Here is a 13,626-nt window from a genome sequence, read left to right on the forward strand (position 1 = left end):
GGCCAACCCCGTCACCTCCGTCACCGTCCGCTCGCTCCGGGCGCCCGGAAGGCGTCACCCGACCTCGGGGTCGCCCTTGGTGTACGTGAGCCGCTCCACGGCGCCGGGCCGGAAGTCGTCGTCGATCTTCTTGCCGTTGACGTACAGCTCGATCGCCCCGGCGTCACCGAGGATCAGGTTGATCTTGGTGCTGTCCTGGAAGGTCTTGGACTCGCCCTTGCTCAGCAGTCCGTCGAACAGCATGCGGCCGTTGTGGTCCTTGGCGGAGATCCAGCTCCGCCCGTTCGGTGCGGTGACCCGGACGGTCACCTTGTCCTGCGGGGCGGCCGCGATGGCGCTGTCCGACGGGTCGGACTTCGGCGTGGCGGACTGCTCCGTCTTCGGCGTGGGCGCGGCGGACTTGGTGGCGGTCGGCGAGGCGCTGGCGCCGCCGGCCTGGTTGTCCGTGCCGCCGCCGGTCTCGGACTTGACGGCGGTGAAGCCGACGAAGCCGATGACGACGACGATCGCCGCGACCATGGCCGCGGTCCAGTTGGGTCCCCGGCGCTCGGGGCGGATGCGCTCCGCCTCGAACAGGGGGGCGGCGGGGGTGGGCGCGGGCCGGCCGCCGTGTTCGGCGTCGAACCGCGCGATGAGCGGGGCGGGATCGAGGTGGACGGCCTTGGCGAGGTTGCGGATGTGGCCGCGCGCGTACACGTCGCCGCCGCAGGAGGAGAAGTCGTCCTCCTCGATGGCGTGCACCATGGCGGGGCGGATGCGGGTGGCGTCGCTGACGTCACCCTCGCTCAGCCCGGCCGCGACGCGGGCCTGGCGCAGGGCGGTGCCGACGGAAGGGCCGTCGTGCTCCGGGACGTCGGGGAACGGGGGCTCGTCTGCGGGTGAGTTGCTGCCGATGGACACGGGGGCGCCTTTCGAGCGGGTGAGCCACCTGTGCTGAGCGTTCAGTCTAGGCGGGGTACGAAAGGGTGGGGCAAGCGGGCGAACGGACTTGTACGCCATCGGAATGGCCGGTCAGCCCGACGGCGGGACCGGAGCGGGCGGCCCAGGCCGGTACCTGAACCCCTGCTCTCGCTCAACTTGACGTACTGCGAAGGGAAACGGTTGCCCGCCCATGTCTAACGGGTGGATCACGGTGGTGCCGCCACCCGGCGCAGTCCCGACACGCCGGGTGGCCCGAGTCCCTATCCGTCAGACTCCCCGCGAATCACGGCGAGCACGCCGTCCAGTTCGTCAGGCTTCACCAGAACGTCACGAGCTTTGGAACCCTCGCTCGGTCCGACGATGCTCCGGGACTCCATGAGGTCCATCAGCCGCCCCGCCTTGGCGAAGCCGACCCGCAGCTTGCGCTGGAGCATGGACGTCGACCCGAACTGGGTCGAGACCACCAGCTCGGCGGCCTGGCACAGCAGGTCGAGGTCGTCGCCGATGTCCTCGTCGATCTCCTTCTTCTGCTTGGTGCCCACGGTGACGTCGTCCCGGAAGACCGGCGCCATCTGGTCCTTGCAGTGCTGGACGACCAGCGCGACCTCGGCCTCGGTGACGAACGCGCCCTGCATACGGGTCGGCTTGCTGGCGCCCATGGGCAGGAACAGGCCGTCGCCCTTGCCGATGAGCTTCTCCGCGCCGGGCTGGTCGAGGATGACGCGGGAGTCGGCCAGCGAGGAGGTCGCGAAGGCCAGCCGGGAGGGCACGTTGGCCTTGATGAGACCGGTGACCACGTCCACCGAGGGGCGCTGGGTGGCCAGCACCAGGTGGATGCCGGCGGCACGGGCGAGCTGCGTGATACGGACGATCGAGTCCTCCACGTCACGCGGGGCGACCATCATCAGGTCCGCCAGCTCGTCCACGATCACCAGCAGGTACGGATACGGCTGGAGCTCGCGCTCGCTGCCGAGCGGCGGGGTGACCCTGCCCTCGCGCACGGCGCGGTTGAAGTCGTCGATGTGCCGGAAGCCGTAGGCGGCGAGGTCGTCGTAGCGCAGGTCCATCTCGCGCACCACCCACTGGAGGGCCTCGGCGGCCCGCTTGGGGTTGGTGATGATCGGCGTGATCAGGTGCGGGATGCCCTCGTACGCGGTCAGCTCGACGCGCTTGGGGTCGACCAGGATCATCCGGACGTCCTCGGGGGTCGACCGCATCATGATCGAGGTGATCAGGCAGTTGATGCAGGACGACTTGCCGGAACCGGTGGCACCGGCTACCAGGACGTGCGGCATCTTCGCCAGCGAGTGCGTCACATAGCCGCCCTCGACGTCCTTGCCGAAGGCGACCAGCATCGGGTCGTCGTCCTCGGCGGACTCCGCGAGCCGCAGCACGTCGCCGAGATTGACCATCTCCCGGTCGGTGTTGGGGATCTCGATGCCGACGGCCGACTTGCCGGGGATGGGGCTGATGATCCGCACGTCAGGGCTGGCGACCGCGTAGGCGATGTTCTTGGTGAGCGCGGTGATCCGCTCGACCTTCACGGCCGGCCCGAGCTGCACCTCGTAGCGGGTGACGGTCGGGCCCCGGGTGAAGCCGGTGACGTCGGCGTCCACCTTGAACTGTGAGAACACCGTGCGCAGGGAGTTCACGACGGCGTCATTGGCCTCGCTGCGCGCCTTGCCGGGGCCGCCGCGGGTGAGGAGGTCCAGCGAGGGCAGCGAATAGGTGATGTCCCCGGAGAGCTGGAGCTGCTCCGCGCGGGCGGGCAGCTCGCGGGGCGTCTCGGGGGCGGCCTTGGTGAAGTCGGGGACGCTGCCGTCCGTCTTCCTCCTGCCCGGTACGGGGCGGTCGGCCGGCGCCGGGAGGGGCACGGGGACCGGGGTGGTCTCCTCGCGGTCCCCCACACTCACGCCCTGGGTGAGGTCGGCGACGACCGGGGACGGCGGCATGCCGTGCTGCACGGCGCCGTCGAGCGCGGCGGCGGCGGCCGAGGCCACGTCGACCGCGTCCGTCCCGCGCGGGCCGGACTGCGGCAGCGCGGACCGGCGGGGGCGCCGGCGCCGGTCGAGCGCCTCGTCCTCAGCGGCGTCGGGGTCGTAGTCCCGCGGGGTCCCGCGCCGGCTCCTGGGGCGCGCGGGCGGCTCGTCGCGCCACTGCTCGTCGTAGCCGTAGTCCTCGACGTCGTCCAGGTCGGCCGCGTAGTCGTGCAGCACGCCCAGGCGGATGCCGAGGGCGCGCAGGCGGCGCGGGATGTGGTTGACCGGCGTGGCGGTCACCACGAGCAGCCCGAACACGGTGAGCAGCACCAGCAGCGGTACGGCGAGCACCTCGCTCATGGTGTAGGTCAGCGGGGTGGCGGCGGCCCAGCCGATGAGGCCGCCGGCGTCCCTTATGGCCCGCATGCCGCCGTCACGCGCGGGTGAGCCGCAGGCGATGTGCACCTGGCCGAGCACACCGACGACGAGCGCGGACAGACCGATGACGATCCGCCCGTTGGCCTCCGGCTGCTCCGGGTGCCGGATGAACCGTACGGCGATGACCGCGAACAGTATCGGCACCAGCAGGTCGAGGCGGCCGAAGGCACCGGTGACCAGGATCTCCACCAGGTCGCCGACGGGTCCGCTCAGGTCGGCCCAGGTCCCGGCCGCGACGATCAGCGCGACGGCGAACAGCAGCAGCGCGACACCGTCCTTGCGGTGGGCCGGGTCGAGGTTCTTCGCGCCCTGTCCTATACCCCGGAAGACGGCGCCGACCGCGTGCGCCAAGCCCAGCCAGAGGGCGCGCGCGAGCCGGTACACGCCCCCGGTGGGGCTCGGGGCGGGCCTGGCGGGCACCTTGCGCACAGGAGCCTTGCGCACGGGCGCCTTGCGCGGCGGGGCCTTCCTGGCCGGGACCTGCTTGGCGGCCGCCTTCCTCGCCGCAGCCTGCGCGGGAGCGGCCGCCTTCTTCGCGGGCGGCTTCTTGGCTGCGGAGGGACGTGAGGCCATGGGTCTGAGGTTACCGGGGGAGACGACAGCGGACACGTGTGCCCAGAGCTTCACCCGTTCGTGTCGCCCTTGGCGGAGCGTGATTTTGACGCCCGCTCACGGGACCCGGCGCGGCTGAGGGGACGTCAGCCCTGCGGAGGCAGCGAGGCCGAGCCGTCGGCGCCCGGCTCCAGGGCGTCCAGCGCCCGGCGCAGCCCGGTGAGTTTGCGCTCCAGGTGCGCGGCCGTGGCCACCGCCGCGGCGTCGGCGGACTCCTCGTCCAGCTGCTTGGAGAGCGCTTCGGCCTGCTCCTCGACCGCCGCGAGCCGGGCGGACAGCTCCGCGAGCAGCCCGGCGGGCTCCTTGCTGTCGACCGTGTCCCTGCCGCCACCGCCCTCCAACTGGAGCCGCAGCAGGGCCGCCTGCTCCCGCAGCTGGCAGTTCTTCATGTACAGCTCGACGAAGACGGAGACCTTGGCGCGCAGCACCCACGGGTCGAACGGCTTGGAGATGTAGTCGACCGCCCCCGCCGCATAGCCCCGGAAGGTGTGGTGCGGGCCGTGGTTGATCGCGGTGAGGAAGATGATCGGGATGTCCCGGGTCCGCTCCCGCCGCTTGATGTGCGCGGCCGTCTCGAAGCCGTCCATGCCCGGCATCTGGACATCCAGCAGGATGACCGCGAAATCGTCCGTGAGCAGCGCTTTGAGCGCTTCCTCCCCGGAGGATGCCCGCACCAGCGTCTGATCGAGCGCGGAGAGGATCGCCTCCAGCGCCAGCAGATTCTCCGGCCGGTCATCGACCAGGAGGATCTTGGCCTTCTGCACCATGGCCCGCCCTCCTCGCCCCGGCGGTACACCGGGCGCCGCCCCAGGGGACGACTCCGTTTCGCCGCCCGTCCTTGTGCCGGTCATCGTAGCCGCACCCCGCCCGTCGCCACACCCTGTCACCGCGATGTCACGGTGCACCCGGCTCGAACGCGGGCCGGGCCTGGAAGGTTCCCGGAATCCGAGGTTCCCACACCTGGCAGGTGCACTGAACTACGCCCCCGGGACCGCTCCTGTCGTGCCGTCGTGCCGTCATGCCGTCACTCCGGCCGCATCCACTGTCGCATGACCCCCAGCAGATGATCGGGGTCGACCGGCTTGGTGACGTAGTCGGTGGCGCCCGACTGGATCGCCTTCTCCCGGTCGCCCTTCATCGCCTTCGCGGTCAGCGCGATGATCGGCAGGCCCGCGAACTGCGGCATCCTGCGGATCGCGGTCGTGGTCGCGTACCCGTCCATCTCGGGCATCATGATGTCCATCAGCACGACCGCCACGTCGTCGTGCTGCTCCAGGACCTCGATGCCCTCGCGGCCGTTCTCGGCGTACAGCACCGAGAGTCCCTGCTGCTCCAGCACGCTGGTGAGCGCGAACACGTTGCGGATGTCGTCGTCGACGATGAGCACCTTCTCACCGGCGAACCGCACCGTGCGCACCGGCCGCTCGGTGTTCTCCGGCTCGATGGTGATCGCCTGCTCCGGCAGGTGCTCCGCCGGGGGCAGGCTGCGGCGCCGCCGCCGGAACAGCGCGGCGGGCCCGTTCTGCGTCTCCCGGTACGACTTCACCTCGGCCGGCGTCTCGACCTGGGGGGCGGTCAGCCGGTCGGACAGCTCCGCCTCGGAGGCGACCAGCTCACCGGCCTCCAGCGGGGGCACGGGCTGCTGGTAGCCCTGCGGCGGCAGCTCGCTCGGGTGCAGCGGCAGATACAGCGTGAACGTGGAGCCGCGGCCCGGCTCGCTCTGGGCGTAGATCTCACCGCCGAGCAACTGGGCGATCTCCCGCGAGATCGACAGCCCGAGGCCGGTACCGCCGTACTTGCGGCTGGTCGTGCCGTCCGCCTGCTTGAACGCCTCGAAGATCACCCGCATCTTGCTGGCCGCGATACCGATACCGGTGTCGGTCACCGAGAACGCGATCAGCGCGGCGTCCGGATCGGTGACCGCACCCGCCTCCAGCAACTGCTCCCGGATGATCTGCGGAACGTCCGTGCCGGCGGGCCGGATCACCAGCTCCACGGAACCGGAGTCGGTGAACTTCACCGCGTTGGACAGCAGGTTGCGCAGCACCTGGAGCAGGCGCTGCTCGTCGGTGTGCAGGGTCGCGGGCAGCTCCGGGGAGACCCGCACCGACAGGTCCAGGCCCTTCTCGGCGGTCAGCGGCCGGAAGGTCGCCTCCACATAGTCCACGAGCTGGACCAGCGCGATCCGGGTCGGGGAGACGTCCATCTTGCCGGCCTCGACCTTCGACAGGTCCAGGATGTCGTTGATCAGCTGGAGCAGGTCGGAACCGGCGCCGTGGATGGTCTCGGCGAACTCGACCTGCTTCGGGGACAGGTTGCTCTCCGCGTTGTCGGCGAGCAGCTTGGCCAGGATGAGCAGCGAGTTGAGCGGGGTACGCAGCTCGTGCGACATGTTGGCGAGGAACTCGCTCTTGTACCGCATCGACACCGCGAGCTGCTCGGCACGCTCCTCCAGGACCTGGCGGGCCTCCTCGATCTCGGTGTTCTTCACCTCGATGTCCCGGTTCTGCCGGGCCAGCAGCTCGGCCTTCTCCTCCAGTTCGGCGTTGGAGGACTGGAGCGCCTTCTGCCGGTTCTCCAGCTCCTCCGAGCGGTCCCGGAGCTGCTCGGTCAGCTCCTGGGACTGCTTCAGCAGTTGCTCGGTCTTGGTGTTGACGGAGATCGTGTTGACGCTGGTGGCGATCATCTCCGCGATCTGGTTGAGGAAGTCCCGCTGGATGTGCGTGAACGGCGTGAAGGACGCCAGCTCGATCACCCCGAGCACATTGCCCTCGAACACCACCGGCAGCACGATGACCTGGGCCGGCGGGGCCTCGCCGAGCCCGGAGGAGATCTTCAGGTAGCCGCTGGGCACGTCCCTGACGAGGATCGTCCGCTTCTCCTGCGCTGCCGTCCCGATCAGCCCCTCACCGGGCCGGAACGAGGTCGGCATGGCGCCCGTGGAGCAGCCGTAGGAGCCGAGCATGCGCAGCTCGTAGCCTTCCGCGCCGTCCCCGGCGGGGTCCTGGCCGTCGGCCGCGGGCATGGTCAGGAAGAACGCGCCGTGCTGCGCGGAGACCACCGGGGTCAGCTCGCTCATGATCAGCGACGCCACGTCCGCCAGGTCCCGGCGGCCCTGCATCAGGGCGGAGATCCGGGCGAGGTTGCCCTTGAGCCAGTCCTGCTCCTTGTTGGCGATCGTGGTGTCGCGCAGGTTGGCGATCATCTTGTTGATGTAGTCCTGGAGTTCCTGGATCTCCCCGGACGCGTCCACGTCGATCTTCAGGTTCAGGTCGCCACGGGTCACAGCGGTCGCCACCTTGGCGATGGCGCGCACCTGCCGGGTCAGGTTCCCGGCCATCTCGTTCACCGAGTCGGTCAGGTCCCGCCAGGTGCCGTCCACGTCCAGCACCCGGGCCTGGCCGCCGAGCTGGCCCTCGGTGCCCACCTCGCGGGCGACCCGGGTGACCTCCTCGGCGAAGCTGGAGAGCTGGTCGACCATCGTGTTGATCGTCGTCTTCAGCTCCAGGATCTCGCCCCGGGCGTCGATGTCGATCTTCTTGGTCAGATCGCCCTTGGCGATCGCCGTCGTGACCATGGCGATGTTGCGCACCTGGCCGGTCAGGTTGGACGCCATCCCGTTCACCGACTCGGTGAGGTCCTTCCAGGTACCTGCCACCCCGGGCACGTGCGCCTGACCGCCCAGGATGCCGTCCGTACCCACCTCACGGGCCACCTTGGTGACCTGGTCGGCGAACGAACTCAGCGTCTTCACCATCGTGTTGATGGTGTCGGCGAGCTGCGCCACCTCACCGCGCGCCTCGATGGTGACCTGGCGCGTCAGGTCACCGTTGGCCACCGCGGACGCCACCTGGGAGATGTTCCGCACCTGCATGGTCAGGTTGTTGGCCATCAGGTTGACGTTGTTGCTGAGGTCCTTCCAGATGCCCGTGACACCCGGTACGTGCGCCTGCCCGCCCAGGATGCCCTCGGTGCCCACCTCACGCGCCACCCGCGTCACCTGCTCGGCGAAGCTGGACAGCTGGTCCACCATCGTGTTGACCGTGGTGACCAGTTCGAGGATCTCGCCCTTGGCGTCGACCGTGATCTTCTTCGACAGGTCGCCCTTGGCCACGGCCGTGGTGACCTCGGCGATGTTGCGCACCTGGATCGTCAGGTTGTTGGCCATGAAGTTCACGGACTGCGTGAGGTCCTTCCAGGTGCCGGAGACACCCTGCACCTCGGCCTGACCGCCGAGCATGCCCTCCGTACCCACCTCACGGGCCACCCTGGTGACCTCCTGGGCGAACGACGACAGCTGGTCCACCATCGTGTTCAGGGTGTTCTTCAGCTCCAGGATCTCCCCGCGCGCGTCCACGGTGATCTTCTGGGAGAGGTCACCGCGCGCGACCGCGGTGGCGACCTGGGCGATGTTGCGCACCTGGGCGGTGAGGTTCCCCGCCATACCGTTCACCGAATCGGTGAGGTCCCGCCACACACCGGCCACGCCCGGCGCCTGCGCCTGACCGCCGAGGCGGCCCTCGGTGCCCACGTCACGGGCCACCCGGGTCACCTGGTCGGCGAAGGCGGAGAGCTGGTCCACCATCGTGTTGATGGTGTTCTTCAGCTCCAGGATCTCGCCGCGCGCGTCCACGTCGATCTTCTGGGACAGGTCGCCGTTGGCCACCGCCGTCGTCACCTGGGCGATGTTGCGCACCTGGGAGGTGAGATTGCCGGCCATGAAGTTGACGGAGTCCGTCAGCTCCTTCCAGGTGCCGGACACCCCGTCCACCCGGGCCTGCCCGCCGAGGCGGCCCTCCGTGCCCACGTCACGGGCCATCCGCGTCACCTGGTCGGCGAAGCTGGACAGCTGGTCCACCATCGTGTTCACGGTGTTCTTCAGCTGGAGCATCTCACCGGACACGTCCACGGTGACCTTCTGCGACAGATCGCCGTTGGCCACCGCTGTCGTCACCTGGGCGATGTTGCGCACCTGCCCGGTGAGGTTGCGGAAGGCGGTGTTGACCGAGTCCGTCAGGTCCTTCCACGTACCGGCCGCGCCCGACACCTGCGCCTGACCGCCCAGCTCACCCTCGACACCGATCTCCCGCGCGACGCGCGTCACCTCGGCGCCGAACGCCGACAGCTGGTCCACCATCCCGTTGACGGTGTTCTTCAGCTCCAGCATCTCGCCCGCCACGTCCACGGTGACCTTCTGCGACAGGTCACCGCTGGCCACGGCCGTCGTCACGGCGGCGATGTCCCGCACCTGAGTCGTGAGATTCCGGAACACCGTGTTCACGGAGTCCGTCAGATCCTTCCACGTGCCCGCCGCACCCGGCACGTTCGCCTGCCCGCCGAGCCGGCCCTCGGCACCGACCTCGTTGGCCACCCGGGTGACCTCGTCCGCGAAGATCCGCAGCGTCTCGGTCATCTGGTTGATCGTCTCGGCGAGCTGCGCCACCTCGCCCCGCGCGGGCACGGTGACCTTCTGCGACAGATCACCGTTGGCCACCGCCGTCGTCACCTGGGAGATCCCGCGCACCTGCGCGGTAAGGTTCCCGGCCATCGTGTTGACGGAGTCGGTCAGCTCCTTCCACACCCCGGCCACGCCCGGCACCTGCGCCTGGCCGCCGAGGATGCCCTCGGTGCCCACCTCGCGGGCCACGCGCGTCACCTCGGACGAGAACGAGGAGAGCTGCTCCACCATCGTGTTGACGGTGTTCTTCAGCTCCAGCATCTCGCCGGCCACCTGCACGGTCACCTTGCGCGACAGATCGCCGCCGGCCACCGCCGTCGTCACCAGCGCGATGTCCCGCACCTGTGCGGTCAGCCGGTTCGCCATGGTGTTGACGGACTCCGTCAGGTCCTTCCAGGAACCCGACATGCCCCGCACCTTCGCCTGCCCGCCGAGCTTGCCCTCGGTGCCGACCTCGATGGCCACCCGGGTGACCTCGTCGGTGAAGTTGGAGAGCTGGTCCACCAGGTTGTTGACGGTCCGGCCGACCTTCAGGAACTCGCCCCGCAGCGGATGCCCGGTCCCGTCCGGCGCCTCGGTGCGCAGGTCCATGCGCGGCGACAGATCACCCTCCGCGACCGCCGTCAGCACCCGGCTGACCTCGGACACCGGCCGCACCAGATCGTCGACCAGCGCGTTGGAGTTCTCCACGGCGGCCGCCCAGGAGCCCTCGCAGGCGCCCGTCTCCAGCCGCTCGGTGAGCTTCCCCTCCCGCCCGACCGTGCGCCGCACCCGCGACAGCTCACCGGTCAGATGCAGATTGCGGTCGGCCACCTCGTTGAAGACCGCCGCGATCTCCGACATCACGCCGTCGCCGGACACCGTGAGCCGCTTGCGGAAGTTCCCGTCGCGCATGGATTCCAGCGCGCCGAGCAAGCGGTTGAGGGCAGCGGTGTCCACCTCGGTGACACCGCCGTTCCCGCGCGGGGACGGTCGGCCCTTCGCGCGCGTCTTATGGCCCCGCGTCGCTGCGCCAGACTCCACTGTGTCCCTCCCGGAGGGGTAGACCGTCACTGCCGTGCCCGGCCGCGCCGGACCGGTGATCCGGCGGCATCCAGGGGCTGCTGCCCGTCGTGCACGGAACACACGCGGTCCGGACGGACCTTCATCAAAATCCTGCCCAGTGTTTCACCCCTGCCGAACCAGGCCATAACAGTTCGGCAGCTTCGCACACGGTTCGCACACCGTGGGGGGTAATCACCGGCGACCGGCATCCACCGCGACGGCGAAGGTAAGTAACCTTGCATCCGGCTGTCCAGCCGCACCGGCCCGACCGGCCTGGGCGGCGGCACGAGAAGGACACGGGCATCGGAGGGGCCGCAGAGGATGACCACCGGACTGATCTCGGGGGGACCTCCCCCGGAGCCATGGCCCAACGGCGAGCGGACCCCGCAGCAGCGGTCCGAGCCGTCCGGCCCGCCGGCCCCGCACGTCGACGACAGAGCAAGGAGTTCCGTGATCACCGCCCGCGCGGCCGCCAGTTTCGAGCCCGTCGGGCGTTCGGTCGCCACCGCACGCGCCTTCGTCCGCGACACCCTCCAGGGCTGGGGGTTCGCCGACATCGTGGACGACGCCGTGGTGCTCACCAGCGAGCTGGTCACCAACGCCGTGGTCCACGCGGGCACCGAGGCGGAGGTCCTGTGCCTGCGCACCGAGCACGGCACCCGTATCGAGGTCTCCGACCGCTACCCCGAGCGGGAGGTCCCGCTGCAGAGCGCGCACGCCGTCATGGGCAGCCCCGACCGTGAGGGCGGCCGCGGCCTGCAGCTCTGCGCGGCCCTCGCCACCCGCTGGGGCGTCGAGTACACCCCCACGCACAAGAAGGTCTGGTTCCAGCTCGACCTGCCCGAGCGCCAGGTAGGCACCCGCGCCGCGGGCCCGGCCCTCCCGCCCGACCTCCTCCCCCTGGCCGACGGCCGGGTCCGCGTGGCCGTCCTCCAGATCGACCGCAAGGGCTGCGTCAGCGCCTGGAACGAGGACGCCGAGGAACTCTTCGGCTACCCGGCGAACGAGGTCGTCGGCAAGCCCCTCACCGACCTCGCCGCCTGGCCGCACACCCCCGGCACCGGCACCGGCATCGCCGAGGCGCTCCAGCTCTCCCGCTGGGAGGGCAGCTACGGCATCCAGGGCGCCGACGGCCGCGTCTCCCCCGTCTACGCCTCCCACCTCCGCGTCCGCGACACCGGCGGCGAGCCCTCCACGGTCTGCCTCCTGGTCCGCGACCACGAGCGCGCCGTCCTCCAGACCCCCACCCGCCTCCCCGCGGGCGACCAGGGCGGCTCCGACGGGCAGAGCGCCGACCCGTTCGAGGTCTTCATCGGCTCCCCCGCCCCCGACGACCTCGACGGACTCCTCCAGCGCACCGTCGAGCGGGCCCGCGACATGCTCGACGGCGACTCCGCCTTCCTGCTGCTGGCCACCGACGACGAGACGGAACTCGAGGTCCGCGCCTCCACCGGCCTGCCCTCCACCCGCCAGCGCTTCGCCCGCGTCCCCGTCGAGGCGGGCCCCGGCCGCTACGGCTCGGCGCGCATGCCCGCCGTCCACGAGGATCTGAGCGTCATCCCCAGCGCCGCCGTACCGCTCCTGGCCGGCACCGGCATGCGCTCGGTGGTCACCGTGCCCCTCAAGGTCGAGGGCCGCCTCACCGGCTCCCTCGGCGTCGCCGCCGAGGCACCGGGCCGGTACTCCAACGAGGAGGCGCTGCGCCTCCAGTTCGCCGCCGACCGCATCGCCCTGGCCGTGGAGTCCGCCCGCCTCGGCGAGCTGGAGCGGCTGCGCCGGGGCTCGCTCAGCTTCCTGGTCGAGGCATCCGACCTGCTGGCCGGCACCCTGGACCGTGACCAGACCCTCGCCCTGATGGCACAGATGACGGTGCCGACCCTGGCCACCTGGTGCGCGGTCTACACGATCAGCGAGCAGTCCGCCGACCCGTATCTGTCGTACGTCCTGCACGAGGACGAGGAGTTCATCGACGGCATCAAGTCGCTGCTGTCGAAGATCCCGCCGCCCGAGCCGGTACTGACGCCGGGCGCCCGCGTCTGGCCGCTGCCCGGCGAGGTCGCCCACCAGGCCGCCCTGCGCAGCTCCATGCGCAGCCTGGGCCTGTCCGGCGGACCCACCCAGCAGCTCGCCTCCAGCACCGGCCCGACCCTGGCCACGGCCTCGGCGGTCGGCGGCGAGACGGTCGTACTGCCGCTGGTGGCCCGCAACCGCGTGATCGGCATGCTGACCCTGGGCAAGCCCGCCGACGAGCACTTCCGCCAGGAGATCCTGGAGCTGGCCGAGGATCTGTCCCGCCGGGCCGCCCTGGCTCTGGACAACGCCCGCCTGTACTCGGAGCGCACGGCCATCAGCCAGGCCCTCCAGCGCAGCCTGCTGCCCCCCGGTCTGCCGCCGATCGACGGCGTCGAGGTCGATGTCATCTACCGCGCGGCCGGCGAGGGCAACGAAGTGGGCGGCGACTTCTACGACCTCTTCCCCATCGGCGACGGCGCGTACGGCTTCGCGATCGGCGATGTCTGCGGCACCGGCCCGAACGCGGCCGCCGTCACCGGCCTGGCCCGGCACGCCCTGCGCCTGCTGGCCAGGGAGGGCCTGAGCGGCCCGGCGGTGCTGGAGCGGCTGAACTCCGCCATCCTCGACGAGGGCGACCGCAGCCGCTTCCTCACCCTGCTGTACGGCGAGCTGCGCCCGCAGGCGAACGGCGGCGCCGAGCTGAAGGTGGTCTGCGCCGGCCACCCCCTCCCGCTGCGCCTGCGCCAGGACGGCACGGTCACCGCCGCCGCCGAACCCCAGCCCCTGCTCGGCGTCATCGAGGACCTGGAGCTGTACGAGGAGACGGTCACCCTGGACCCCGGCGACGTCCTGCTGTGCGTCACGGACGGCGTCACCGAACGCCGCGAAGGCACCCGCATGCTGGGCGACGACGGCCTCGCGGACGTCCTGACGACCTGTACGGGACTCACGGCGGGCGCGGTCGCGGCGCGCGTCCTGCGGGCGGTGGAGCGGTTCGCCTCCGACGCCCCGTCCGACGACATGGCGATCCTGGCGATGCGGGTTCCGGGGCTTCAGCGGGACTGAGGCCCGTGGGCCCGCCGCCCGGCGGTCCCACCCGGACATGCAAAAGGCCCCACCCGCTGAGGGTGGGGGCGTACAGCTTTCGCCGAGCCCCCAAAC

The 13,626-nt window shown here is 70.8% G+C and carries 5 protein-coding genes; 1 reads left to right on the top strand and 4 read right to left on the bottom strand.

The genetic code is table 11. The features are described from left to right. Positions 1-54: 54 nt before the first annotated feature. The 4 genes from ACFWN1_RS25555 to ACFWN1_RS25570 all read right to left on the bottom strand — a co-directional run bounded on the left by ACFWN1_RS25555 (position 55) and on the right by ACFWN1_RS25570 (position 10,431). Positions 55-900 carry a helix-turn-helix domain-containing protein gene (locus ACFWN1_RS25555; protein WP_384366358.1) on the bottom strand — a complete coding sequence of 282 codons (846 nt, stop codon included), beginning with the start codon at positions 898-900 and terminating at the stop codon, positions 55-57. A gap of 281 nt (positions 901-1,181) precedes the next feature. Further along, positions 1,182-3,911, bottom strand: a complete 2,730-nt coding sequence (locus tag ACFWN1_RS25560; protein ID WP_384366360.1) for a DNA translocase FtsK — start codon at positions 3,909-3,911, stop codon at positions 1,182-1,184. Positions 3,912-4,036: 125 nt separating this feature from the next. Beyond that, on the bottom strand, positions 4,037-4,717 hold the full coding sequence (locus ACFWN1_RS25565) for a two-component system response regulator (RefSeq protein ID WP_384366363.1): 681 nt from the start codon (positions 4,715-4,717) through the stop codon (positions 4,037-4,039). A 257-nt stretch (positions 4,718-4,974) separates the two neighbouring features. Next, the gene (locus ACFWN1_RS25570; protein WP_384366366.1) at positions 4,975-10,431 is read right to left on the bottom strand and encodes a HAMP domain-containing protein; all 5,457 of its coding nucleotides are present in this window, start codon (positions 10,429-10,431) and stop codon (positions 4,975-4,977) included. 342 nt (positions 10,432-10,773) lie between these two features. Between ACFWN1_RS25570 and ACFWN1_RS25575 the strand changes: the two genes are divergently transcribed. After that, entirely contained in the window at positions 10,774-13,530 is a 2,757-nt protein-coding gene (locus ACFWN1_RS25575; RefSeq protein ID WP_384366369.1) for a SpoIIE family protein phosphatase, read from the top strand. Positions 13,531-13,626: the final 96 nt, after the last annotated feature.

The sequence above is a fragment of the Streptomyces sp. NPDC058459 genome (assembly GCF_042721685.1).
GTDB lineage: Bacteria > Actinomycetota > Actinomycetes > Streptomycetales > Streptomycetaceae > Streptomyces.